Origin of the sequence: Massilia sp. CFBP9012 (assembly GCF_034045115.1) — a bacterium.
Classification (GTDB): domain Bacteria; phylum Pseudomonadota; class Gammaproteobacteria; order Burkholderiales; family Burkholderiaceae_D; genus Telluria.
The window spans coordinates 316,912-340,973 of record NZ_JAXCWM010000008.1 but is presented as its reverse complement, the minus strand read 5'-3'; the positions used below and the strand labels follow the sequence as shown (position 1 = coordinate 340,973).

20 protein-coding genes and 1 riboswitch are annotated in these 24,062 nt (G+C 65.3%); of the genes, 15 read left to right on the top strand and 5 right to left on the bottom strand.

Annotation, left to right across the window (positions count from 1 at the left end; translation table 11 throughout):
• Positions 1-98: 98 nt before the first annotated feature.
• The 4 genes from SOM61_RS15815 (at position 99) to ylqF (ending at position 4,558) form a co-directional block, all read left to right on the top strand.
• Positions 99-1,031 carry a histone deacetylase family protein gene (locus SOM61_RS15815; protein ID WP_320474967.1) on the top strand — a complete coding sequence of 311 codons (933 nt, stop codon included), beginning with the start codon at positions 99-101 and terminating at the stop codon, positions 1,029-1,031.
• A gap of 207 nt (positions 1,032-1,238) precedes the next feature.
• A complete protein-coding gene (locus SOM61_RS15810; RefSeq protein ID WP_320474966.1) occupies positions 1,239-2,123 on the top strand; it encodes a hypothetical protein in 885 nt (294 codons plus the stop codon).
• A gap of 9 nt (positions 2,124-2,132) precedes the next feature.
• Positions 2,133-3,326: a hypothetical protein gene (locus SOM61_RS15805; protein ID WP_320474965.1), complete on the top strand. Its 1,194-nt coding sequence runs from the start codon at positions 2,133-2,135 to the stop codon at positions 3,324-3,326.
• Positions 3,327-3,610: 284 nt separating this feature from the next.
• Positions 3,611-4,558, top strand: a complete 948-nt coding sequence (ylqF, locus tag SOM61_RS15800; protein ID WP_320474964.1) for a ribosome biogenesis GTPase YlqF — start codon at positions 3,611-3,613, stop codon at positions 4,556-4,558.
• Between the two features lie 90 nt (positions 4,559-4,648).
• Here ylqF and SOM61_RS15795 read toward each other — a convergent pair whose 3' ends face one another.
• Positions 4,649-5,464 carry a DODA-type extradiol aromatic ring-opening family dioxygenase gene (locus SOM61_RS15795; RefSeq protein ID WP_320474963.1) on the bottom strand — a complete coding sequence of 272 codons (816 nt, stop codon included), beginning with the start codon at positions 5,462-5,464 and terminating at the stop codon, positions 4,649-4,651.
• Positions 5,465-5,551: 87 nt separating this feature from the next.
• A riboswitch (cobalamin riboswitch) is annotated at positions 5,552-5,791 on the top strand.
• A 69-nt stretch (positions 5,792-5,860) separates the two neighbouring features.
• On the opposite strand from SOM61_RS15795, the gene SOM61_RS15790 reads away from it, so the two are divergent.
• From SOM61_RS15790 to SOM61_RS15775, 4 genes are all read left to right on the top strand, one after another.
• Positions 5,861-7,813: a TonB-dependent receptor gene (locus tag SOM61_RS15790; protein ID WP_320474962.1), complete on the top strand. Its 1,953-nt coding sequence runs from the start codon at positions 5,861-5,863 to the stop codon at positions 7,811-7,813.
• Positions 7,814-7,817: 4 nt separating this feature from the next.
• Positions 7,818-8,696: a cobalamin-binding protein gene (locus SOM61_RS15785; protein WP_320474961.1), complete on the top strand. Its 879-nt coding sequence runs from the start codon at positions 7,818-7,820 to the stop codon at positions 8,694-8,696.
• 149 nt (positions 8,697-8,845) lie between these two features.
• A complete protein-coding gene (locus SOM61_RS15780) occupies positions 8,846-9,508 on the top strand; it encodes a thiol:disulfide interchange protein DsbA/DsbL (RefSeq protein ID WP_123071425.1) in 663 nt (220 codons plus the stop codon).
• Positions 9,505-9,849: a hypothetical protein gene (locus tag SOM61_RS15775; protein ID WP_320474960.1), complete on the top strand. Its 345-nt coding sequence runs from the start codon at positions 9,505-9,507 to the stop codon at positions 9,847-9,849. The genes SOM61_RS15780 and SOM61_RS15775 overlap by 4 nt, the downstream gene beginning before the upstream one ends.
• A 74-nt stretch (positions 9,850-9,923) precedes the next feature.
• Here the strand turns inward: SOM61_RS15775 and SOM61_RS15770 are convergent, their stop codons facing one another.
• Positions 9,924-11,135: an MFS transporter gene (locus SOM61_RS15770; RefSeq protein ID WP_320474959.1), complete on the bottom strand. Its 1,212-nt coding sequence runs from the start codon at positions 11,133-11,135 to the stop codon at positions 9,924-9,926.
• Entirely contained in the window at positions 11,132-12,433 is a 1,302-nt protein-coding gene (locus SOM61_RS15765) for an ATP-binding protein (protein WP_320474958.1), read from the bottom strand. The genes SOM61_RS15770 and SOM61_RS15765 overlap by 4 nt, the downstream gene beginning before the upstream one ends.
• A 517-nt stretch (positions 12,434-12,950) precedes the next feature.
• Between SOM61_RS15765 and SOM61_RS15760 the strand changes: the two genes are divergently transcribed.
• Together SOM61_RS15760 and SOM61_RS15755 are read left to right on the top strand one after the other, a co-directional pair.
• Positions 12,951-13,784: a MipA/OmpV family protein gene (locus SOM61_RS15760; protein WP_320474957.1), complete on the top strand. Its 834-nt coding sequence runs from the start codon at positions 12,951-12,953 to the stop codon at positions 13,782-13,784.
• Positions 13,784-14,479 (top strand): hypothetical protein, encoded by a 696-nt coding sequence (locus tag SOM61_RS15755; RefSeq protein WP_320474956.1) that lies wholly within the window; start codon positions 13,784-13,786, stop codon positions 14,477-14,479. Before SOM61_RS15760 ends, SOM61_RS15755 begins: the two co-directional genes overlap by 1 nt.
• A 61-nt stretch (positions 14,480-14,540) precedes the next feature.
• Here SOM61_RS15755 and SOM61_RS15750 read toward each other — a convergent pair whose 3' ends face one another.
• A complete protein-coding gene (locus SOM61_RS15750) occupies positions 14,541-15,227 on the bottom strand; it encodes a response regulator transcription factor (RefSeq protein ID WP_320474955.1) in 687 nt (228 codons plus the stop codon).
• A gap of 294 nt (positions 15,228-15,521) precedes the next feature.
• Here SOM61_RS15750 and SOM61_RS15745 point away from each other — a divergent pair, with 294 nt between their 5' ends.
• The 3 genes from SOM61_RS15745 to frc all read left to right on the top strand — a co-directional run bounded on the left by SOM61_RS15745 (position 15,522) and on the right by frc (position 20,475).
• Entirely contained in the window at positions 15,522-16,730 is a 1,209-nt protein-coding gene (locus SOM61_RS15745) for a phophatidylserine decarboxylase associated domain-containing protein (RefSeq protein WP_320474954.1), read from the top strand.
• A gap of 915 nt (positions 16,731-17,645) precedes the next feature.
• Positions 17,646-18,968: an oxalate/formate MFS antiporter gene (gene oxlT, locus SOM61_RS15740; RefSeq protein WP_320474953.1), complete on the top strand. Its 1,323-nt coding sequence runs from the start codon at positions 17,646-17,648 to the stop codon at positions 18,966-18,968.
• Positions 18,969-19,227: 259 nt separating this feature from the next.
• Complete coding sequence (frc, locus tag SOM61_RS15735; protein ID WP_320474952.1) at positions 19,228-20,475, top strand: formyl-CoA transferase; 1,248 nt, start codon at positions 19,228-19,230, stop codon at positions 20,473-20,475.
• On the opposite strand, the gene SOM61_RS15730 is transcribed toward frc, so the two are convergent.
• Positions 20,472-21,395, bottom strand: coding sequence for a LysR family transcriptional regulator (locus tag SOM61_RS15730; protein WP_320474951.1), 924 nt, complete (start codon positions 21,393-21,395; stop codon positions 20,472-20,474). The genes frc and SOM61_RS15730 overlap by 4 nt on opposite strands.
• Positions 21,396-21,516: 121 nt before the next feature.
• Here SOM61_RS15730 and gcl point away from each other — a divergent pair, with 121 nt between their 5' ends.
• Together gcl and hyi are read left to right on the top strand one after the other, a co-directional pair.
• Positions 21,517-23,259 (top strand): glyoxylate carboligase, encoded by a 1,743-nt coding sequence (gcl, locus tag SOM61_RS15725; protein WP_320474950.1) that lies wholly within the window; start codon positions 21,517-21,519, stop codon positions 23,257-23,259.
• 20 nt (positions 23,260-23,279) lie between these two features.
• The gene (gene hyi, locus SOM61_RS15720) at positions 23,280-24,059 is read left to right on the top strand and encodes a hydroxypyruvate isomerase (RefSeq protein ID WP_320474949.1); all 780 of its coding nucleotides are present in this window, start codon (positions 23,280-23,282) and stop codon (positions 24,057-24,059) included.
• The last annotated feature ends 3 nt before the right edge of the window (positions 24,060-24,062 follow it).

The following is a 24,062-nucleotide window of genomic DNA, read 5'->3' as shown; positions in this document are numbered from 1 at the left end:
CTTCATGCCCTGGCAAGTGCCAGCCGTTCCAAGGAATTCTATGCGAGAACGGCAAAGCAGGGGGTGAATGGATGAGCATAGTCGGAGACAAGAGCACCATGAGTACAGCGATTTACAGCCACCCGGACTGCCTGCGGCATGAAATGGGCAACTGGCACCCCGAATCCCCGGCCCGCCTGCAGGCGATCGACGACCAGCTGATCCTGGCCCGGCTGGACGGGCTGATCGAGCAGCGCAGCGCGCCGCTGGCCGAGGTCGAACAGGTGTTGCGCAACCATACGCAAGGGGCGCTGGCGCTGGTGCGCGACCACGTGCCGGCCACGCCCGGCGACTACTACCCGCTCGACGGCGATACCTCGCTCTGTCATTACAGCTACCAGGCGGCGCTGCGCGCGGCCGGCGCCGCGGTGGCCGCCACCGACGACGTCATCAAGGGCAGCGTCTCGAACGCCTTCTGCTCGGTGCGCCCGCCCGGCCACCACGCCACGCCGACCGCGCCAATGGGGTTCTGCTTCTTCAACAATGTCGCGATCGCGGCGCGCCATGCGCTCGAGGCCCACGGCCTGGAGCGCGTGGCGATCGTCGACTTCGACGTCCACCACGGCAACGGCACCGCCGACGCCTTCCGCGACGAGCCGCGCGTGCTGATGGCCAGCTTCTTCCAGCATCCGTTCTATCCCTATAGCGAGGTCGAACCGGTCACGGCCAACCGCATCAATGTGCCGGTGCCCGCGCGCGGCGACGGCGACGCGGTGCGCGCGCTGGTGCAGGAGCAGTGGCTGCCGGCCCTGCACGCCTTCAAGCCGCAGATGATCTTCATCTCGGCCGGCTTCGACGGCCACCGCGACGACGACATGGGCGGCATGGGCCTGGTGGAGGCCGACTATGCGTGGATCACGCGCCAGATCATGGCGGTGGCCAGGGAACACGCTGGCGGGCGCGTCGTGAGCTGCCTGGAAGGCGGCTACGACCTGTCGGCGCTGGGGCGCAGCGTGGTGGCGCATTTGAAGGTGATGGCGGATCTGGAGTAGGGTGGTTGACGGGCGTGGCTTGCGTGATGACTTGGGTTACCGCCTCCGCGGGAACGACGTTTTTTCGCAAAGCCTGAACGCCGCTGACGCGACTTCGAATAGGTACTTCAGCACGTCATTCCCGCGGAGGCGGGAACCCAAGTGACTCTCCTGACCACTAACGCATACCGGCAGCTACTCAGCCGCTTTCGCGTAGAGGAGAGAACCGTGAACAAGAAACACACCCTGTGTGCGCTCTGCCTGTTGTCGGCTGCGGGATTGGCCGAGGCCGCCAACTACACGCTCTGGCTCAATGGCCGCGACCCCGGCCGCAACAGCGGCGGCACGCCCGGCAACTACGCCGACTTCCGCTACTGGGGGCCGGACACCACGCCTGCCGGCGTCAACAAGAAGGCCGTCAACTGGGACGGCTACAGCAGCATCGCTTCGCAGAGCGGGCGCGTGCGCGACGCGCTCGACTGCTTCTGCACCGGCCAGAACTGGTGCTATATCGCGGCCTACAGCGCGGGCGAGCCGCTGCTGGGGTACACCCTGGCCAATTTCGGAGGCACCACGCGCGCGCTCAAGAACGCCACACCGAACGCGGACGGCGTCTGCGGCGATGCGGGCGGCGTGCAGGGCGGCTGGAACATCAAGTGGGTGAGAGTGGCGTCGGGCGCCGCGGGCGGCTCCGAACTGGCCAATGCCGGCGCCTGGACCACTTCCGAGCCGCTGGTGCAAGACCTGCGCACCGGCACCGTGCGCGCCATGTACAACCACAACGATACCCGCAATATCTGGTTCTACCGCTATGCCGGCGCGCGCGGCACCGTGTACTCCTTCCTGCTGCCGGGCCAGGACGACGAGGTCGTGGCCTACCACAGCAGCGGCGGCGCGGCCGGCAACTCCGGCCGCTCGCTCTGCAATCCGGGCGACTGGTTCTGCGACGACCTGCGCTACGGCACCGAACCGAACCAGGGCGGCAGCGTCAAGTGGAGCTGGCACTCGGTCGCCTTCCGCGACGACCGCGAAGACTTCGATCACTACGGCGACGGCAACTGGGAGGGCATCATCGGGGTCGTGCGCCAGGCGATGACCGACACCGCCAACTAGGGGCACAGTATGGGGTGGCGTTGGCGTAGGCGCTGGCCGGCGGCGGCAGGCGTGGCGGCCTGCATCGGCCTGGGGCTGATCACACTGATGCGCGAGGGCGAGGCGGTGCCCGAGGCGCCCCAGGCGCCACCAGCGGCGCCCATTGCGGCGGCGCGGACCGTCACGGCCCCGCCCGAAAACCGTGCCGCGCGCCGGCGCCAGCTGGTCGAACAGGTCCGCCTGACCGACCACACCTATTGCAGCTACCTGGCGCATTCACGCTATCCGCACGAATCGCGGCCGGCCGGCCACCATCCCGACCAGCTGTATCCGAACCAGCCGCTGCTCGAGACCAATCCGATGCGGGCGGAGGGCGGTGACAGCCACCCCGAGGTCCAGCTGCAGACCGCGCAGTCGCGGGTCTACCTGGCGGCGGGCGAGCAGGCCGATTTTTCGCTGCGCGCGCTGGATGGGGGCGGTCAGCCGCAGCCGCTGGTCGTCACGCGCGCGCTGGCCCAAGGGATGACGTATGGGCAGAGTCGTCCGGCGCCCCAGGTTGCCGTGCCGTTTGCGGACGAAGGCGCGGCCTGGCGCGGGACACTGGCGCCGGCGCAGACGGCGTTGGCCGGATTCCACGGCACCATCCGGCTCGAGGTCCGCTACCAGGCCGGCGGCCGCGAAGGTGTCGTGCTGTTCGACGTCATCTACTCGCCGCAGTCGCCGGCCAGCTGGAGCGGCAGGCCGCGCGAGGCGGTCGATGGTGGCGCGCTGCAGTTCGCGCTGCCGCTGGACGTGCGCCTGCCCGGACGCTATGTGGTCACGGGGCGCGTCGACGATGCGGCCGGCCGGCCGTTCGCGCTGGCCACCTTCAACGAGGTGCTGGGGCAGGGCGCGCAGCAGGTGCGGCTCCAGGTGCACGGCAAGCTGCTGCACGACGGCGCGCCGCGCCTGCCGCTGCTGCTGCGCGACGTCGAAGGTTATCTGCTGCGCGAGAATCTCGACCCCGACCGCCTGCTGTTGCCGCGCCTGGAGGGAAAGGTGTTTGCCAGCCGCACCCGTTCGCTGGACGGCGTGCCGGATACCGAGTGGCAGAGCGAGGAGCGCAGCCGCTACCTGGCCGAGTATGCGAAGGACCGCGCCGCGGCCCGTACGCGGCTGGCGCGCTTCGATCCGCAGGCGGCGATGCCGCCGGCAGACTGCGGGATAGGCAGGATGGATCAGTAAGGGAGCAGGGGCAACTGCTCGACCATCGCCGACACCAAGATGGCGCAGCACAGCATCAGCACGCCATACCAGCGTGCCAGCGACCGTTTCAGTTTTTCCCGTACGCGCATTCCCATCTCCGTCTAGTGCAGGCAAGAGGGCAGTGTGCGCGCGGAATATGTCATCAGTGTTGCAATAGCTCAACGATGTGCGCGATGGAAAGAGGCCTTGTGGCTGCGCCGCTACGTTTGTGTCGACGCTCAGCGTAAAATAGCGCCTTGGACGAAAGATTAAGAGAGTTGAGCATGTCGATACAATGGTTCCCTGGCCACATGAACGCGGCCAAGAAGGAAGCAGCCGAGCAGATGGAAAACATCGATCTGGTGATCGAGGTCCTCGATGCGCGCCTGCCCGAGGCGAGCTGCAACCCGCTGGTAGACCAGCTGCGCAAGTTCCGCCAGCGCCCCTGCCTGAAGGTCCTGAACAAGATCGACCTGGCCGACCCGAACGCGACCGCCGCCTGGAAAGCCTATTACGATGCCCAGGATGGCGTGACCGCCTATCCGATGACGACCAAGAAGCCGGCCGACGTCGCCCGCATCCCGGAGCTGGCCCTGTCGCTGGCCCCGCACCGCGGCGTGCCGACCAAGCCGTTGCGGATCATGATCATGGGTATTCCGAACGTCGGAAAGTCGACCCTGATGAACGCGCTGCTGAAAAAGCGCGTGGCCAAGGTGGGCGACGAGCCGGCCGTGACCAAGACCCAGCAGCGCCTATACCTGAACAAGAACGTGGTGCTGGTCGACACCCCCGGCATGCTGTGGCCGAAGATCGCCATGGCCAGCGACGGCCTGATGCTGGCCGCCAGCCACGCGATCGGCACCAATGCGCTGGTCGAGGAAGAAGTGGCCGAATATCTGGGCGAACTGCTGCTGCAGCGCTACCCGCAGCTGCTGACTGCACGCTACGGCTTCAAGACCGAAGGCATGGACGGCGTGGCGGTGGTCGAGGGTGTGGCGCAGCGCCGTGGCTTCCGCGTGCGCGGCGGCGACTACGACTACGAGAAGGCGGCGCACACCCTGTTGCAGGACTATCGCCAGGGCGCGCTGGGCCGCATCAGCCTGGAAACGCCCGAATCGCGTGCTGCCAGCCTGGCCCAGCACGAGGCCGAGGTGGCCGAGAAGGCCCGCATCGCGGCCGAGAAGGCCGCCGCCAAGGCCGAGGAAGCGGCGCGCGGCAAGCGCGGGACGTAAGGCTCGCTACCAGTGTGCGTTCCCTGAGTGAGCTTTAGCACGTTGTACCCGCGAAGGCGGGTACAACGTGCTGGCGGCGCAGCAGATTGCTTAAACCTGCGGCGGCTCTCCGAACCTGAAACTCGACACCGCCAGATTCCCCATGAACGCGTCTTCATGATAGACGCAGGCCGCCGCCTCTTGCTCGGCCGCCCCCAATGCCACCATCAGCGGTATCAGGTGTTCCTCGCGCGGATGCGCTGCCCGTGCCTGTGGCGCAGTGTCCCAGCGCAGCAAGGCTTGTTCGCGCTGCGACGGCTCGAGTTCGAGCAGCGCGTGCTGCAGCCAGCCATCGAAGGCCTTTGACGCCTCGCGGCCATTCGGCCCGAATTGGCGCAGGTTGTGATACGACAGCCCGCTGCCGATGATCAGGATTCCCTCATCGCGCAGCGGCGCCAGTGCGCGGCCCGCCGCCAGGTGGGTGGCCGGATCCAGGTCGCGCCGGATCGACAGCTGCACCACCGGCATGCGCGCTTCCGGATAGACCGGGTACAGCATCGAGAACGTGCCATGGTCGAAGCCGCGTTCGGCGTCCAGCGTAGCCGGGTGACCCGCGGCCTCGAGCAGGTCGGCCACGCGCCGCGCCAGCGCCGGCTCGCCCGGCGCCGGGTACTTCACCTTATAGGTGTGCGGCGGGAAGCCGCCGTAGTCGTAGATCATGCCCGGCGCCGTGCCCGACGACACCATGAACTGCGGCGTCTCCCAGTGGGCGGTCACGACCAGCACCGCGCGCACCGTCTCTCCAGCCTCGACGCGCAGCGCTGCCAGCGAGTCGGCCAGCTGGTCGTAAGCAGTGCCGTACTGCTCGCGCATCCACGGCCAGGGGCCGCCGCCGTGCGAGACGAAGTAGGTGGGTAGACGTGCCATGGCAGCTCCTTATGAAGCATGAAAACAACGATGGTAGCCGATCCCGCGGCAAGCTGCCGGCGGCCGGGCAGGCCGCACCTTGTCAAGGTATAATCGCCCCGTTTTGGTGCTCTCGCGCACATCCAGGTGCGCGAAGTTAAACGGGAAACACGACATGGCCGCGCCACGCGCCGCCATGGAAGTGTGCTGCCCCCGCAACGGTCAACAAGCGCCACGCCTGCATGTGCAGCGTGGCAGGCGGTCTCGATAACCACTGTGCATGCCGCACAGGAAGGTGAGGTCGTCATGCTTGCCAGCCCGGATACCGGCCAAGGCAGGTGGAAGCGCCAGGCGCTTTTAGTTGACTCTGGCCTGCGGGGACGCGGGCCGGTGCCTTTTATCGAGAACACATTCATCATGATTTTTGCAGCCGCACCGCGCCGCGCGCCACTCGCACTGGCTTGCGCCTTCGTCCTGTCCGTCCCTTATGCCACGGCCCAGGACACTGTCCCTTCGGTCCTCATCACCGGCCCGCGCTTCCCGGCCCAGGCCACGCCGATCGGCGCCACCGTCATCACCGCCGAGCAGATCCGCAGCGCCGGCGCCACTGACGTCAATGCGGCGATCCGCAAGATCGGCGGCGTATTCGGCCGTCAGAGCCTGGACGGCTCGTCCGACTTCGGCCTCGACCTGCGCGGCTTCGGCACCAATAGCGCCCAGAACACGGTGGTGCTGGTCGACGGCGTGCGCCTGAACGAGAACGAGCTGGCGCACACCGTGCTGTCGACTATTCCCCTGGACACGGTCGAGCGCATCGAGATCACGCGTGGCGGCAGCAGCGTGCTGTACGGCGATGGCGCCACCGGCGGCGTGATCAATATCGTCACCCGCCGCGGCGGCAGCGCCGGTACGCACAGTTCGCTGTTCGCCGAAGCCGGCCGCTTCGACCACCGAGACCTGCGCGCCTCGATCACCCACGGCGCCGGTCCATGGTCGTTCGATGCCGCCGTGGCCGATCGCAGCACCGATAACTACCGCGACAACAACAAGTACGAGCAGACCAGCTTCAGTGGCGGCGTGCAGTATGCGTACGCGCCGAACGGCCGCGCCGGCCTGCGTTTCGAAAGTTCGCGTTCCGACTCGCGCCTGCCAGGTTCGCTGAGCGAAGCGCAGTTCCTGACCATTCCGACCCAGACCGATACGCCAAAGGATTTCGGCTCGCTCGACACCGATCGCGTGACCGCCTTCGTCGAGCACCGTGTCGGCGCCTTCGACCTGGCGGCCGAGCTGTCGCACCGCGAGCGCGACGTCGCGTCGACCTATTTCTCCGAGTGGGGCACGACCGCATCGACCTACGAGGCCGAGCAAACCCAGTTCTCGCCACGCCTGCGCCACACGGTCGATTTCGGTGACAAGCGCAACGAGTTCGTCACCGGCATCGACCTGATCCGCTGGGACCGCAAGGTCACGTCCAGCTATTCGGCGGGCGACGCGCGCCAGGACTCGAAAGCCTTCTACCTGCGCGACGAGTTGCGTTGGAACGCCCCGCACAACGCCCGCCTGGCGGTCGGCGGCCGCCATGAACGCTTCGAGAAGGACTACAGCGACCCGCTGGCTTTCCCGGCTGTCCTGGGCGAGCATCGCAAGCAGTCGCTCAACGCCTGGACCGTGGAAGGCAGCATCGACGTGATGCCGCAGGTAGCCGTGTTCGCCAAGGCCGGCCGCAGCTATCGCATCGCCAACATCGACGAGAACTCCTACCGTTCGACCCTGGACGTGCTGGAGCCGCAAACCTCGCGCGACCTGGAATTGGGCGTGGCCGCCGGCACCGAGGCGCGTAAAGCGACTGCGCGCGTATTCCGCCACCGCCTGACCAACGAGATCTACTACGACCCGACCATCGGCTTTGGCGCCAACACCAACCTCGACCCGACCCGCCGCCAGGGCGTGGAGCTGGAAGGGCAGGCCGTGTTCGCCGACGCCTGGCGCCTGACCGGTTCATGGCAATACGTGCAGGCCGAGTTCCGCGACGGCCCCAACGCCGGCCGCGAGATGGTGCTGGTGCCGAAGCACGTCGTCACCGCGCGCCTGGCCTGGACGCCGGGCGACGGCCAGACCGCCGACATCGGCGCCCAGTGGGTCGACAGCCAGCGCTACGGCAACGACTTCACCAACGGTTGCAGCACCCGCATTCCATCGTTCACCACGATCGACGCCCGCTATGCGCGCCGTTTCGGCCCGTGGGAGGTGGCGGTGTCGGGCCTGAACCTGGCCGATCGCCAGTACTACAGCCAGGCCTTCAGCTGCCGTGACGGCATCTATCCAAGCGATGGCCGCCAACTGAAACTGTCGCTGCGCTTCGATTTCTAAGGCCATGAAGCGTCTGATCGGGTTGGTGCTGGCGGTACTGCCGGCCTTCGCCGGCGCCGGCGTCACGGTGGTCGACGACGTCGGCCGCACGGTGACGCTGGCGCAGCCGGCCCGGCGCGTGGTGTCGCTGGCGCCGCACGTCACCGAGCTGCTGTACGCGGCCGGCGGCGGGGCGCGCGTGGTCGGCGCCGTCAACTATAGCGACTACCCGGAGGCAGCCAAGAAGCTGCCCCAGGTGGGCAGCTATAACAAGCTCGACTTCGAGCGCCTGCTGGCGCTCAAGCCCGACCTGGTCGTGGTCTGGCACAGCGGCAACCCGACGCGGCAGGTCGAGCAGCTGGAGCGGCTCGGGATCCCGGTCTACCACAGCGAACCGGGGCGGCTGGCCCAGATCGGCGACAGCCTGCTGCGCCTGGGCCGGCTGCTCGGCACCGAGCCGGCCGCCCAGGCGGCGGCGCGCGACTATGGCGACCGGATCGCGGCGCTCAAGGCGCGCTACGCCAGCCGGCCGCAGGTAGGCGTGTTCTACCAGGTGTGGCCGCGGCCGCTCTACACGCTCAATGACGACCACATCGCCAGCGACATGGTGCGCCTGTGCGGCGGACGCAATCTGTTCGGTGCGGTGAAGACGATCGCGCCGGAGGTCGGCGTCGAGGCGGTGATCGAGGCCGACCCCGAAGTCATCCTGGTCGGCGGGCGCGACAAGCCCGACGATCCCGGCGGGAAGATGTGGCAGGCGTTCAAGGGCATGACCGCTGTCCGGCGTGACAATATCTTCACGATCGATGGCGATTTGACTAACCGGGCGGGGCCGCGTACGGCCGAGGGTGCGGCGCAGTTGTGCGCGATGCTCGAACAAGCGCGTGGGCGCCGGCCCCGGTGACTTGACTATTCATGCCGCCGGCGTAGATTGAAAGTCACCACGCCCCTGTTTCAGCCGTAAGCAAATGCAAAAAATCGTGCTCCTGGGACAGGGGAACCGCAAAAAGTGGTAATCTCGCGGTCGTTCGTTCATTCTTTTGGAAGGATTTTATGCGCACCCTGCGTTTCGCCCTCGTTGCCGCTGCCCTGGTTGCCGGTTTCGCCAATGCTTCGCCAACCGATCCACGCGTCGGCGCCGAATACACCGTGCTCGCGAGCCCGCAGCCGACCCAGACCGTGGGCAAGAAGGTCGAAGTGGTCGAGTTCTTCGCCTACCACTGCGGCGCGTGCAATGCGTTCGAACCAAGCCTGGTGAACTGGGTCAAAAAGCAGGGTGACAACATCGTGATGCGCCGCATCCCGCTGCCGTTCCAGGGCGCCAGCGATCCTGAGGCACGCCTGTTCCTGACGCTCGACGCCATGGGCAAGCTGGAGGAGTACCATCATCGCGTGTTCCGCGCCGTGCATGTCGAGCGCAAGCGCCTGATGAAGGACGACGACATCATCGCCTGGGCTACCTCGAACGGCCTGGACAAGGCCAAGTTCCTCGAAGCGTGGAACTCGTTCGGCGTGCAGACCAAGCTCAAGCGCCTGCCGCAGATCGCCGAAGCGTATAAAGCCAGCAGCACCCCGACCGTCGTTATCGACGGCAAATACGTCGTGTCGCCGGCAACGGTGGCGCAATCGAACAAGATCCAGGACATGGGCCAGCTGATGACGGCGACCGGCCAGGTCCTCGATGCACTGGTGGCGAAGGCAGCCAAGGAAAAATGAGCGACAAAGTCGAAGGCGAGATCCTCAAGATTTACGAAGGGTCCCGACCCAAAGAGGAAAACTTGTTCGAGACGAGTAACGTGAATCACGTCGCGTGGGCGCTCGCGCTCATCTTCGTCCTGACGACCGTCTGGCTCGGCATTGCGCTCGTCAATGCCGAAAACCAGCGCCATGCGATGGCTTCGAACCTCTGTCCCGATCAAGTGTTCAAACAGGGGTTCGACCAGAAGTGCCTGCTGACCGTGCGTTCGCGCGATCACTGGTGGGAGCATCTGTGGTACGGCGCGACCCATGTGCGCGCCCGGCCCGATCACGACGGCCGGATCGATACCCGGAAGTAATACTAGAAGGCGAGACAAGACGGCAAGACAAGACGGCGTCCCCAGTGGACGCCGTTTTCACGTCCGGATGCGCGTCAAGTGCTTTCCAGGTGCGGGCAGGGACTGCGGGCGCTCCAGCGCCGCAGGGCCACCGAAGCCCAGGCCGTCAGCAGGCCGCCAACCACCAGCACCAGCCGGGTATCGATCAGCGTGAGCACGGCGCCGGCCAGCGCCATCAGGATATTTGCCAGGCAGAAGATCGTGGACAGCAGGGCCATGACCGAACCCTGGCCGTGCTGCGCGAACTCGTCGGCCGACCAGGTTTGCAGGGCGGTGTTGTAGAAAGCGTGCGGCGCGCCGAACAGGACGATGCCGGCGATGCCGATCCACAGGTTGCCGAAGCCCACGCACAGCACTGCGGCGGCGGCAATGGCCGCGTACCAGCCGGCGCGCAGGCGGCCCTCGACCCGGCTGGCATGGCCGGCGAACAGGGCGGCCGTGGTCATCAGCGCGCACATGCCCATATTGACGACGGCGATCTGGCGCGCATCGTAGCCGCCCACGTCCACCAGCCACAGCGGGAAGAATTCATACAGCGCGGCGACGCCGCAGCAATACGCCAGGTGCACCGTGAACAGGGTGCGTAGCGGCCCATGGCGCAGCAGGGTGAGCGCATGGCGGTCGCGCGCCACCGTCCACCAGCGGTGCGAATGCGGCGGCGCCGGCGTGGACGGGATCGACGCCAGCACGCCCACCGTCCCCAGCAGCAGGGCGCCGGCGGCGATATAGAAAGGCAACTCAGGACCGAAGGCCATGGTGAAGCCTGCCAGCAGCGGGCCCACCAGCCAGCCGAGGTTGAACGAGCCGTTCAGCCACGACAACGCGTGGTTGCGCAGCGGCCCCTTGATGCGCTCGATGACCAGCGCCCGCATCACCGCGCCATTACCCTCCAGCAGACCGGTGAAGAAACGCGCGGCCAGGAACAGCAGATACGATTCCACTACCATCGCCACGGCCGTGAGCAGGTGGCCCACTGCCGCCCCGACGGTGGTCAGGAGCAGGGCGCGGCGCCGGCCGAAGCCGTCCGACAGCGGGCCCAGCACGGCGCTGCCGATCAGCAGGCCGACCGGATTGATCATCAGCGCGATCCCCAGCAGCAGCTTGGGCGGCAGACCGAGGAAGCTGTTCAGGCCGTTGACGCCGCCATCGGCGAACAGCGGCGCCAGCATCGGATAGGGCAGGGAGGCGCCGACGGTGGACAGCAGTCCCAGCCCGCACAGCGTCGCGATCAGCAGGCGTTCGTTCATGCCGGCAGTCGAATCACGAAGCGTGCCCCGCCCAATGGCGAGCTTTCCACATGCAAGCTCCCGCCATGCAACACCACCGCCTTCTGCGCGATCGACAGGCCGAGCCCGAAGCCGCCGGTGGCGCGGTCGCGGCTGCGGTCGAGGCGGTAGAACGGGTCGAAGATCCGCTCGCGCTCGTCAAGGGGGATGCCGGGGCCGTCGTCGTCGACCGCGATCTCGACGCCATCCGGCGTGCGCCGCGCCGACAGCACGATGCGTTCCTGCGCATATTTCTGGGCGTTGCGCAGCAGATTGCCGACCGCACGCGCCAGCAGGCGGGCATCGACTTCCATCGTGCCGAGTCCGGCGGCCAGCTCGCAGGCCACTTCTTGCTGAGAGGGTGGCAGGGTGGCGCAGCAGTCGCGCAGCAGGGCGTCGAGCTCGGCCGGCGCGCCCTGCAGGGTGCGCGCGCTGTCGAGCTTGCTCATATCGAGCAGTTCCTTGACCAGGTTGTTCAGCTCGGACAGGTCGCCCTCCATGGCGGCGATGCGGCGGCTCAGCTCGGGATCCCTGGCCCTGGCGTCGAGCAGTTCGAGTGCGAATTCCAGGCGCGCGATCGGCGTGCGTAGTTCGTGCGACACCGAGTGCAGCAGGCTGCGCTGCGCTTCCATCAAGTCTTCGATGCGGCCGGCCATGTGGTTGATCCGTTCCGCGAGCGGATAGACGGCGTCCGACGGTTTCAGCTGCGCGCGCACCGACAGCTTGCCGGCGCCGAACTCGTCCGCCATGCGCGACAGCGACTGCAAGCCCTGCCAGTGCGAGCGCGACCACAGCGCGATCGGCAGCAACAGGGCGATGGCGACGATCACGTAGCGCAGCAGTTCCATCTTGAGCGCCTGGCCGGTATCGATCGGCAGGTTCTGGGCATGCAAGACCTCGTCCTGGCTGCCGATATAGCGTTCGCCGTCGAGGTCGACGCGGCGGTACAGGGATTTGCCGGCCACGTCGATCACGATGGCGCCGCGTTCGAGCTCGGCGCGCTGGCCGGCGCCGAGGGTGTCCAGCGCCTGGGCCAGGGGCATCAGGTCGTAGCGCACGTCGGACACTTCGCGCACATTGTTCAGGCGGGTCAGCCATTCGTCGCCGGGCGCCTGGTCGACGTATTGTTCGAGCAGGAAGATCTGGGCTGCGGCCTGGCGCCGCGCGATATCGTCCAGCGGGTCGCCGAACAGGCGCGCGAACGCGAAATAGATGACGAAGGTGGCAGCGGTGATCGACAGCATGACGAGCACGAAGAAGCGGAAGAATATCCGGTTCACGGGCGCATCCTGGGTAACTGTCGGTCTGGCGGTGGTGCCGGCTGCATGGTTTCTCCTCGGGCACGAATTGTACAGGCGCAATGGTGGTGCCGGTAATCCAAAGGGGAGAGCGGCCGGCGCGGCTTACAAATTGACGACAATTGGCCGACATCTGGAGGGTGCACGACGGGAGGCCGAACGATTACCATCTTTCCCATCATCAGGTTTTCCGTTTGCCCACCTGATGCGCCAGCAATGGAATATCGGTGGGTTTTTTTATTCAAGTAGGAAGCGACCCGGAGCGGGCCGCGCCTCGACCATAAGGATGTGCTTATGAGCATGGTGCGCGCGAGCAACACCGTCGAGCCCGGCGCAGCGCCGGTCGGTTCCGAAGCGCCAGCATGGCGCGCAGCACGGTTCCATGACCTGGCCGCGGACGCATCCCCACCGGGAATGCGACGCTTGTCATAATGGGATGGGAGAGCGAAGCTTGCTCGACGTAAAATATCGACAAACGAACTCTCCGAGTACTTTCACGATGAAACCATTCTTCGCCCTGGCCCTGGCGGCTGCGAGCACCGCAGCGAGCGCACAGACGCCGGCCACCAACCCGATGCCCGACGGCAGCCGCGACATGTACGCAGGGCTGGGCGCCGTCTCGCGGCCGCGTTACGAAGGGGCGGACAGCCAAAAGGTTTCAGCCTTGCCGGTGCTCCAGGTCCAATGGAGCAACGGCCTTTTTATTTCCGGCATGAGTGCAGGGATGCACCTGTCCAACCGTCCGACGGTCGAATACGGTCCGCTGCTGACGGTCCACCCCAACCGTGACGAGTCCGGCACGGGCCGCATCGTCGACGGCGTCGGCGTATCGACCTCGCCGCTGCACTACGCACGCACCGGGAACCGCCTGGACGGCATGCAGGACGTCAGCACCCGGCTCGAGGGCGGGTTCTTCTTCAACTATTACCTGGCGCCGGAATGGCGGCTGACCAGCAGCGTGCTGTATGGCGCCGGCAACGACCGCGACGGCGCACGCATGGAACTGGGCGTGCAGCGCCTGGCCGTGCAGCTTGCGCCGCAGCATACGCTGTCGTTCAATGCCGGCGCGACCATCGTCAACGCCGACTACAGCCGCGCCTATTTTGGCGTCACTGGGCCTGAATCGTGGCAAAGCGGCAATCCGCCGTATCGCCCGGGCGGCGGCCTCAAGGATGTCCGCGCCGGCGTGCGCTGGAACTGGGCGCTGAGCCCATCCTGGATGCTGGTCACCAATGTCCAGGCCACGCGCCTGGTCGGCAGCGTCCGCAATAGCCCGCTCGTCGAGCGGCCCACCAATGTGACGGTTTCGACCGCCTTCGCCTACCGGTTTTGATGATGCGACGCGCACACCTCACCGCCTGCGTGACCTTGCTGCTGACGGCCGAAATCGCCGTGGCGCAGCCGCGCGCCGGGGAATGGGTGAACTATCGTGACGCCTACCGCGCGATGGTGCTGTTTGACAAATACGGTGGCCCCAAGAACCTGCTGAACAACCACTTGCAGGTGCTGCCGCGCGACAAGGGCGTGCTGCAGGCGGGCGCGCAACTGCTCATGAAGGGCAAGACCGTCCAGACCAGCCTGGCGCTGGATCCGCTCGGCCGCACCGTGCTGCCGCTGCTCAAGGCGGCCTATGACGAGAACGCGGTGTTGACGCCGAACCGTCCGCTGGGCGGCTTCACGGTCAAACCGCGGGTCTCGCTGGCGCTGCGCGCCGACGGGACCTACGAGGTGGCCGACCTGCGCGCGGCTTGCGAGCAGGCGCTCGGCTTCGCCCGCTATGCCGACAATTCGGCGCGCGGCCGCCAGTGCGTCGGCGTGCGCCTGGTGTTCCCGAAAGAGGGCGAGGCGGCGGGCGTGCGGGTGCGTGCGGGGGGCGCCGAACAGGCGCTGGCGCCGGCGCGCGGGGCCGCCTTCGCGGACGACGCCGACGGCGACTTCCCGGTCGTGACCTACCGTTTCGGCGCGCAGCCGGTGGGCCAGGTCGTTACTTACAACGCCCCGCTGGCGATCGTGCCGCTGTTCGAATAAGCGCCTGGACAGGCACCAGGCGTAAAAAAACCTGCGCAGCGCAGGTTTCATGGGCAGGTCTTCAATTCCAGGCCGACGGCGAGAACAGGTAGCCTTCGCCCCACACCGTCTTGATCTTTTCCGATTCCGCATCGTCGAACTTGCGGCGCAGCTTCGAGATGCAGTTGTCGATGCTGCGATCCAGGCCGTCGAACTCGATGCCGCGCATCTTCTTGAGCAGGGCGTCGCGCGACAGCACGCGGCCGGCCGCCTCGGCCAGCACCAGCAGCAGCTTGTACTCGGTATTCGACAGCACGCAGGGCTGGCCGCGCCAGACCACGCTGCGGTCGGAGGTGACGATGCGCAGGGCGCCGAATTGCAGCACGCGCGCATCGACGCCCGACTTGGCCTGGGTACGGCGCATCAGGGCGCGCAGGCGCGCCAGCAGGACGCGCGGCTGGACCGGCTTGTTGACGAAGTCGTCGGCGCCTTGCTCGAGGCCGGATACTTCGTCATAGGAATCTTCACGCGCGGTGAGGATGAGGATGGGCACGTCGGACTGGTCCCGAATCTGGCGGCAGACAACCATGCCGTCCAGGCCCGGCAGCATCAGGTCGAGGATCACGACGTCGGGCGTCAGTTCCTTGAAACGCTCGAGCGCGGCATCGCCGCGCGTCACCAGTTCGACCGCGAATTCATAGCCGGACAGGTATTCGGTAACGAGCTCGGCCAGGCGCGCATCGTCTTCCACCAACATCACTCGGTACATACAATTTCTCCTTGGTCTCGCATTGTATAAGACCAAGTGTCCAATTAACACATCCTCCAGACATAGAAGACAGTTAATTACAGTTTGACGACAAATGGAAGCGCGTGCAGCTTGTCGGGACGATCACGAGCGTGTCCAACGTGCCAACTTGCGGCCAGGTGTGACCTTCCAGTGGGGGCGAATCTATCCATCCGGAATGTCCGGGAAACGAACTGATCGATGTCAAACAGGCGCGATCGGGCGGCGGTTAAAAAGGTGATCTTTCTGTCTGATCACCATACCGAAGGATACGCCGTGACGACCGCACCGCTTGACGCGCAATTCGACATCCCTCCCGGCTGGGGCGATCCGCACGACGGCTGGCTGCCCCGGTACGGCAGCGCCGGCATGCGGACGTATGTCGAGCGCGTGCTGGGCGCCGAAAGAACGGCGCTGGCGCCATCGGTCCAGGCGCTGGCCACCTATATCGAGGACAACGACGTCGTACGCCGTCTGGCCAACAATGCCTGCGCTGAATGCCTGGCCATCGTCGATGCGCATTCGCCGGGCATCAGCGACGTGGACACCTTGCTGCACGGTTTCAACACGATCCTCACCCATGCGCCGGGCTTCATCGATGGCGAATTGATCGGCCTGCCGTTTTCCGCCTTGATGGCGGACATCGGCCGGACCGCGAGTGGCGCGGCCCTGTTCAGGCAGCCCACCGTCGATCTGCTGATGTCGAACATCCTCAACGACTGGCATGCCTTCCTGGACAGCCCGGCCTCCAACGTGGGCTTGTGTGTCGATGGCGAACAGTGGCTGTCGGCGGCGGCGAAGGAGCGATACCGCTTCTCCTTGTGGAGCAAGGATGCCGGCACGCCGCCTCACTGGAAAAGCTGGAATGCCTTCCTGACCCGACCCTTTGAACATCCCGCGCACGCACGCCCCGTCGCCGATCCGGATTCGAACCGGACCGTCGCCTGCCCGACCGATGGCGCACCGGTACGCGGGGACGTATTCCGGTTCGGGAGCAGGCATTGCACGCTGGCCGATCTCCTCGCAACGCGCGTGCCACGGCAGCAGGCGCTGGTCGACTATTACCGGCTGGTCGAATTGTTCGACGGCGGCCGGGTCTTCCAGACGAACCTGGGACCCTATGACTTCCAGCGCTGGTGGGCGCCAGTCCATGGCGAGGTGCTGTTCGACCCGTTCACCATCCCCGGCTGCTTCGCCCGCGGGGTGATCGTGATCAGGACCGCCGACCATGGCCATGTGTGCTGCATCCCACTGGGCATGAGTGCGGCGTCCAGCATCGTGTTCGATCCAGCCATGCGGCATGGCGCGCGGGTGCACAAGGGCCAGGAAATGGGGATGTTCAACGGCGGTGGCGCGTCATTCGCGCTCTTTTTCGAAAAACTGCCCGGCAAGGAGCTGGTCTTCCTGAATGCCGACGACGAGCGGTGTTCGCCGCATTCTCTCTCGATCGGTGCCCAGATCGGCGCCTGGTACGTCAGGAAATAGGAGTTGGGCGCCTCATCCATATTGCTGCAAATTAATAAAAATTCCTCACAATAGTGGCAATCTAATGTTGCTAAAAAATAATTGTCTATGCAAAAAAATATCTGTAATAATCCAATCGCTTTCTGCCGATAACCGAAGGTTTCGAACAGGAAAATGGATGCCGGACCGGCGCAGATGCCGGTAGCGCATCTTTTGCTACTGCCTACAACACACTGCTTGGCGGCCAAATGATCATCCGAAAACTTCCATCTACCCGGAACGGATCAGCGGCAGGCTGCCAGTCAACCATCTTTTCTCCGCCAACGACCTCCTGCACCTTGCACGGCCCATGCGATGTCACAGGGCGTGGCTTGTCCTGCGTCAGTCCGACGGGTGCGCGGCATGCCAAGGCGTTGACTGCCGGTTCTCAAAAATCCCAAAACATAACCGCGGTCAATGATTCTCGAAATCGGCTCCAGCAACATCATCTCACTTTCACTGTTTTGATTAACCCCGATGCAACGGCGCCTCCCAGGCGCTGAAGTGAAAGCAGGGAACGCAATACCTTTGCGGTCGTCCAGGGCAGCAATCTTGCACAAGAGGAGAGCGGCAATAGCGCACATTCAAAATCTGATGAGCACTGTTGGAGAACTGTATTAAGCGGCTGTCTCGCCTGGTGGGCAGTTCGGCCGCCAGGAGCATGCCGACGTCCTTTTTGATGGCAGGGTGCTTTCGCTGTTCAATGAGCTTGATTTAATTAGAAAAGGCGTAGGGGTTGGCGCGCGAGTCCAGGACTCGACGTGGAGCATGCACATCACACCAAAAAAAGTGGAGACATGAAAATGCTGGAAACCATAACCAGGCAGGTGCCCCCGGCGCCCGCATATTCGTCTGCAGGTCTGAAAGAACAACCCCTTACCGATCAAGGAGCGGCAAATGCATAATTCATCGGCAGCCGCGCTTCAGCCCGGTCAACCAGTCTCCAACGGGACGCGCTGGTTCCAGCTCGCCGTTGGCGTTGTCTGCATGATCGCCACCGCGAACATCCAGTATGCATGGACCCTGTTCGTTCCCGAGATCCAGGAAACCTATGGCTGGTCGCGTGCCAGCATCCAGGTCGCCTTCACGCTGTTCGTCATCGTCCAGACCTGGCTCGCGCCGCTCGAAGGCTACTTCATCGATAAATTCGGTCCCCGCATGATGGTCGCCTTCGGCGCCATCTTCATCGGCCTGGCCTGGATCATCAATTCGCAAGCCACTACCCTGGCGGGCTTCTACGCCGGCGCGGCGGTTGGCGGTATCGGTGTGGGTTCGATCTACGCAACCTGCATCAATAACGCGATCAAGTGGTTCCCGGATCGCCGCGGCCTGGCCGTCGGCCTCACGGCAGGTGGCTACGGCGCCGGTTCGGCCGCCACGATCCTGCCGATCGCGGCCATGATCGAGTCGTCGGGCTTCCAGCAGACCTTCCTGTTCTTCGGCATCCTGCAAGGCACCCTGGCCTTCATCGCCGCCTGGTTCCTGCGCTCGCCGACGGCGGCCGAGGTCAAGAAGTCGAGCAAGCTGGTGCAGTCGACGCATGACTACACGCTCAAGGAAGCGCTGAACACCAAGCTGTTCTGGCTGATGCTGGTGATGTTCGTGCTGGTGGTCACCGGCGGCATGATGGCGGTCGCGCAGCTGGGCGTGATCGCGCAGGATCTGGGCGTGAAGGAATTCCAGGTCGACCTGCACTTCTTCGTGATGGCAGCCTTGCCGCTGGCCCTGATGCTCGATCGGATCATGAACGGCATCTCGCGGCCGCTGTTCGGCTGGATCTCGGACCACATCGGCCGCGAGAAGACCATGGTGATCGCGTTCACGCTCGAAGGCTGCGGGATCATCGCGCTGGGCTACTTCGGCCACAATCCGTATGCCTTCCTGATCCTGTCCGGCATCGTGTTCCTGGCGTGGGGCGAAGTGTACTCGCTGTTCTCGGCCCTGGCCGGCGACGCCTTCGGTACCAAGCACATCGGCAAGATCTACGGGGTGCTCTATACCGCGAAGGGCATCGGCGCCTTGTTCGTCCCGGTCGGTAACCTGATGATGGAGGCGACCGGCACCTGGTCGACCGTCCTGTACACCGTCGCCACCATGGACCTGATCGCGGCGCTGCTGGCGATCACGGTGCTCAGACCGGTGCTGCGTAACCACGTCAGCTACTCCAGGAGTCGCTACGCGGAAGAAAACGCGGTCGGGAAGGGGCCATTGCCTGCCTGACGCCCTCGGTGCGGCATGACAGGGAAACGGGCTTCTTCGGAAGCCCGTTTTTCTTGCCTGGCCGGCGCTGTTTCGATGTTAAATCGTCATTTCATGAATCTTGACTGCGGTCATTGAGCTCGTCCGGTGCGTCTCGTTAAGATCAAATGGCGTTTTGCTCAAGCGCTGATACATGGTTGAAGTGTGCACTGCAGCGTGCGCTAATGCGTTGCCAGGAGCAGAATGCAACGGCTGAGTTAAATCTTCGGAGGAAACGGGTATGGGCAAGGCACTGGAAGGCGTTCGCATTCTCGATTTCACCCACGTCCAGTCCGGACCGACCTGTACCCAGCTACTCGCCTGGTTCGGGGCCGACGTCATCAAGGTCGAGCGCGCCGGCGAGGGCGATGCGACACGCAACCAGTTGCGCGATATCGCGGGCGTGGACAGCCTGTATTTCACCATGCTCAACCATAACAAGCGCTCCATGACGCTCGACGCCAAGCGGCCGGCCGGCAAGGAAGTGCTGGAAACGTTGATCAAGCACTGCGACGTGCTGGTCGAGAACTTCGCGCCCGGCGCGCTCGATCGTATGGGCTTTACCTGGGAGCGTATCCAGGAACTCAATCCGCGCATGATCGTGGCCTCGGTCAAGGGTTTCGGTCCCGGCCCCTACGAGCACTGCAAGGTCTATGAAAACGTGGCCCAGTGCACCGGCGGCGCGGCGGCGACCACCGGTTTCGACGATGGCCCGCCGATGGTCAGCGGCGCCCAGATCGGCGACAGCGGCAGCGGCCTGCACCTGGCGCTGGGCATCGTCACCGCGCTCTACCAGCGCAACAGCACGGGCCGCGGCCAGAAGGTGCTCACCTCGATGCAGGACGCGGTGCTCAACCTGTGCCGGGTCAAGCTGCGCGACCAGCAGCGCCTCGAGCGCAACGGCGTCATGGAAGAATATCCGCAGTTCGCCGACGGCCAGTTCGGCGAGTCGGTCCCGCGCGCGGGCAATGCTTCGGGCGGCGGGCAACCTGGCTGGATCCTTAAGTGCAAGGGCTGGGAGAGCGATCCGAACGCGTATATCTACTTCATTGCGCAGGCCCAGGTCTGGCCCGCGGTCTGCAAGCTGATCGGGCGCGAGGAGTGGATCACCGATCCCGATTACGCGACCCCGAAGGCGCGCCTGCCGCGCCTGATGTCGATCTTCGCCACGGTCGAGCAGTGGAGCACCACGCTCACCAAGTTCGAGGCGATGGATATCCTGAACAAATACGATATCCCGTGCGGGCCGATCCTGTCGATGAAGGAGATCGCCCAGGAGCCGTCGCTGCGCGCCACCGGCACGATCGTCGAGGTCGATCATCCCGAGCGCGGCCCCTACCTCAGCGTGGGCAATCCGATCAAGCTGTCCGACAGCCCGACCGAGGTGCGGCGCTCGCCGCTGCTGGGCGAGCATACCGATGAAGTGCTGGCCGACCTGGGTTATTCGCGCGAGCAGATCGCGCTGCTGCGCGACGAGCGGGTGATCTAGGGCCGTGCCGTTGGCGGCCGCGTCCAGTAGCCAGGCTGGGCGTAGACCGCCTTGAGGGTGTCGATGAAGCTGCGCACCCTGGCCGGCAGGTGGCGCTGCTGCATATAGACCGCCATGATGTCGTAGTCGGGCAGGGCGTACTCGTCGAGCACCGTCACCAATTCTCCGCTGGCCAGCTGCGCCTGGATCTCCCAGGTGGAGCGCCAGGCCAGCCCGAGTCCTTCGCTCGCCCAACGGTGCAGCAATTCGCCGTCGTTGCAATCGAGGTTGCCGTTGACCTTGATGGTCACCGGCTTGCCATCCTTCTGGAAGTACCAGCCGCGCTGCTGCCCGCCCTGCAGGTTGAAGGCCAGGCAGTTGTGCTGCGCCAGCTCCTCCAGCGTGCGCGGCACGCCGCAGCGCGCGAGATAGTCCGGCGTGCCGCATACCACGCGCCGATTGGTTGCCAGCCGCACCGCGACGAAACTCGGATCGAGCACGCCGCCGATCCTGATCCCCAATTCATAACCTTCGCGCACCAGGTCGACCACGTGGTCGGTGAGGTTGAACGAGATCTGCACGTTCGGATTGGCCGCCAGGTAGGCCGGGGCGTGCGGCGCCACGTGCAGCCGCCCGAACGCCGCCGGCGCCGAGACGATCAGGTGCCCGCTGGCCTGGTCGCGGCCTTCGGACACGATGGTCTCGGCCAGGTCGATGTCCGCCAGCAGCCTGCGGCAATGCTCGAGGAAGACCGACCCCGATTCAGTGAGTGTCAGGTGGCGCGTGGTCCGGTGCAGCAGCTTGACGCCCAACCGGCGTTCGAGCGCGTCGATGCGACGCCCCAGCATGACCGGCGTGATGTCCTGCCCCAGCGCGGCGCGCGCCAGGCTGCCCTTGTCGACCGCGTCGACGAAGGCCCACATCTGTTTGACCTTGTCCATGCCTCCAGTATTCCATACTCCAGAGATCGAATACACCTACTTTTTGTGTTCTTATCAGCAGCGCTACTACGCTCTAGCATACGTTCATCGCAATCGTGCGTTCATGAGCCTGGAGGTCGGAATGGCAAGGATGACAGCAGCAGAGGCAGCGGTGCTGGTGATGGAAAAAGAAGGCATCGAGGTCGCCTTTGGCGTGCCCGGCGCCGCGATCAATCCCTTCTACGCCGCGCTGAAGAAGCGCGACAGCATCCGCCACTACCTGGCGCGCCACGTCGAAGGCGCCTCGCACATGGCCGAGGGCTATACCCGCGCCAAGGCCGGCAACCTGGGCGTGTGCATCGGCACTTCCGGGCCGGCCGGCACCGACATGATCACCGGCCTGTATTCGGCGCAGGCCGATTCGATACCTATTCTTTGCATTACCGGCCAGGCCCCGCGCGCCCGCCTGTACAAGGAAGACTTCCAGGCGGTCGACATCGAATCGATCGCCAAGCCGGTGACCAAGTGGGCCGTCACGGTGCGCGAGCCGGCCCTGGTGCCGCGCGTGTTCCAGCAGGCCTTCCACCTGATGCGCTCCGGCCGTCCCGGCCCGGTGCTGATCGACCTGCCGATCGATGTGCAGATGGCCCAGATCGAATTCGACGGCGACACCTATGCGCCGCTGGCGCTGCACAAGCCACGGGCAAATCGCGCCCAGGTCGAGAAGGCGCTCGACATGCTCAACGCGGCAAAGCGTCCCCTGATCACCGCCGGCGGCGGTATCATCAATGCCGACGCCTCGGCGCTGCTGGTGGAGTTCGCGGAAATCACGGGCGTGCCCGTGATCCCGACCCTGATGGGGTGGGGCGCGATTCCCGACGACCATCCGCAGATGGCGGGCATGGCCGGCCTGCAGACCAGCCACCGCTACGGTAATGCGACCGTGCTGGCCTCCGACTTCGTGATGGGCATCGGCAACCGCTGGGCCAACCGCCATACCGGCGGCATCGAGGTGTTCACCAAGGACCGCACCTTCGTGCACATCGATATCGAACCGACCCAGATCGGGCGCGTGTTCGGTCCCGATCTGGGCATCGTGTCCGATGCGAAGGCCGCGCTCGAACTGCTGGTCGAGGTGGCGCGCGAGTGGCGCGCGAGCGGCCGCCTGCAAGACCGCAGCACATGGCTGGAAGAATGCCAGGAGCGCAAGCGCACCATGCTGCGCAAGAGCGATTTCGATACCGTGCCAGTCAATCCCCTGCGCGTCTACCATGAGATGAACGCGTATTTCGGACGCGACGTGCGCTACGTGGCCAGCATCGGCCTGTCGCAGATCGCCGCCGCCCAGTTCCTGCACGTGAACCACCCGCGCCACTGGATCAACTGCGGCCAGGCGGGCCCGCTGGGCTGGACCATCCCGGCGGCGCTCGGGGTGCGCGTGGCCGATCCCGACGCCGACATCGTCGCCATCTCGGGCGACTACGATTTCCAGTTCCTGATCGAGGAACTGGCGGTGGCGGCGCAGTTCAAGCTGCCGTACATCCACGTACTGGTCAACAACGCCTACCTCGGCCTGATCCGCCAGGCCCAGCGCGGCTTCGAGATGGATTACTGCGTCCAGCTGGCGTTCGAGAACGTCAACGCGCCCGAGCTGGAAGGGTATGGCGTCGATCACGTCGCCGTGGTCGAGGGCCTGGGCTGCAAGGCGATCAGGGTGTTCCGGCCGGACGACATCATTCCCGCCTTCGAGCGTGCGCGCGCGCTGATGCAGCAGTACAGCGTGCCGGTGGTGGTCGAGATCATTCTCGAGCGCGTCACCAATATCGCGATGGGCACGGAGATCGATGCGCTCAACGAGTTCAATGAAGTCCTCGATATAAAGTAATGCCAGCACAGGAGACCGAGATGACCAGACTTGCCGCCAACCTGACCATGCTGTTCAACGAAGTCGACTTCCTCGACCGCTTCGAGCACGCCGCCAGGGCGGGCTTTCGCGGCGTCGAATTCCTGTTCCCCTATGCCTACCGGCTCGACGACATCGCCGCCCGGCTCGACGCAAACCGCCTCGAACTCGTGCTGCACAACCTGCCGGCCGGGGACTGGGCCGGCGGCGAGCGCGGCATCGCCTGCCATCCGGGGCGCAAGGCGGAGTTCGAGGACGGCGTCGGCGCGGCGATCGAGTATGCCAGGGGGCTGGGCGTCAAGCAGCTCAACTGCCTGGCGGGCATCGTGCCGCCCGGGGTGCCGCTGGAAGAAGCCTACCTCACGCTGGCGTCGAACCTCGAATTCGCCGCCGGCAAGCTCAAAAGCGAGGGGATCCGCCTCTTGATCGAGCCGATCAACACCTTCGATATTCCGGGGTTCTTCATGCACGGTACGCGCCAGGCGCTGGACCTCATTCGCGCGACCGGCTCCGACAATCTGTTCCTGCAGTACGACATCTATCACATGCAGCGCATGGAGGGCGAAATCGCGGCGACGATCAAGGCCAACCTCGGCCTGATTCGCCACATCCAGCTGGCCGACAATCCAGGCCGCTTCGAGCCGGGCACGGGCGAGATCAATTACCGCTACCTGCTCGGCATGCTCGACGAGATCGGGTATGAGGGCTGGGTCGGCTGCGAGTACAAGCCCAAGGCCGGCACCGCGCAGGGCCTGCACTGGATCGGCGACCACGGCCTGTAGCAC

Coding starts and splice junctions, on each gene's coding strand:
- SOM61_RS15815 (WP_320474967.1), top strand. CDS start 99: ATGAGTACAGCGATTTACAGCCACCCGGACTGCCTGCGGCATGAAATG.
- SOM61_RS15805 (WP_320474965.1), top strand. CDS start 2,133: ATGGGGTGGCGTTGGCGTAGGCGCTGGCCGGCGGCGGCAGGCGTGGCG.
- ylqF (WP_320474964.1), top strand. CDS start 3,611: ATGTCGATACAATGGTTCCCTGGCCACATGAACGCGGCCAAGAAGGAA.
- SOM61_RS15795 (WP_320474963.1), bottom strand. CDS start 5,464: ATGGCACGTCTACCCACCTACTTCGTCTCGCACGGCGGCGGCCCCTGG.
- SOM61_RS15790 (WP_320474962.1), top strand. CDS start 5,861: ATGATTTTTGCAGCCGCACCGCGCCGCGCGCCACTCGCACTGGCTTGC.
- SOM61_RS15785 (WP_320474961.1), top strand. CDS start 7,818: ATGAAGCGTCTGATCGGGTTGGTGCTGGCGGTACTGCCGGCCTTCGCC.
- SOM61_RS15780 (WP_123071425.1), top strand. CDS start 8,846: ATGCGCACCCTGCGTTTCGCCCTCGTTGCCGCTGCCCTGGTTGCCGGT.
- SOM61_RS15775 (WP_320474960.1), top strand. CDS start 9,505: ATGAGCGACAAAGTCGAAGGCGAGATCCTCAAGATTTACGAAGGGTCC.
- SOM61_RS15770 (WP_320474959.1), bottom strand. CDS start 11,135: ATGAACGAACGCCTGCTGATCGCGACGCTGTGCGGGCTGGGACTGCTG.
- SOM61_RS15760 (WP_320474957.1), top strand. CDS start 12,951: ATGAAACCATTCTTCGCCCTGGCCCTGGCGGCTGCGAGCACCGCAGCG.
- SOM61_RS15755 (WP_320474956.1), top strand. CDS start 13,784: ATGATGCGACGCGCACACCTCACCGCCTGCGTGACCTTGCTGCTGACG.
- SOM61_RS15750 (WP_320474955.1), bottom strand. CDS start 15,227: ATGTACCGAGTGATGTTGGTGGAAGACGATGCGCGCCTGGCCGAGCTC.
- oxlT (WP_320474953.1), top strand. CDS start 17,646: ATGCATAATTCATCGGCAGCCGCGCTTCAGCCCGGTCAACCAGTCTCC.
- frc (WP_320474952.1), top strand. CDS start 19,228: ATGGGCAAGGCACTGGAAGGCGTTCGCATTCTCGATTTCACCCACGTC.
- SOM61_RS15730 (WP_320474951.1), bottom strand. CDS start 21,395: ATGGACAAGGTCAAACAGATGTGGGCCTTCGTCGACGCGGTCGACAAG.
- gcl (WP_320474950.1), top strand. CDS start 21,517: ATGGCAAGGATGACAGCAGCAGAGGCAGCGGTGCTGGTGATGGAAAAA.
- hyi (WP_320474949.1), top strand. CDS start 23,280: ATGACCAGACTTGCCGCCAACCTGACCATGCTGTTCAACGAAGTCGAC.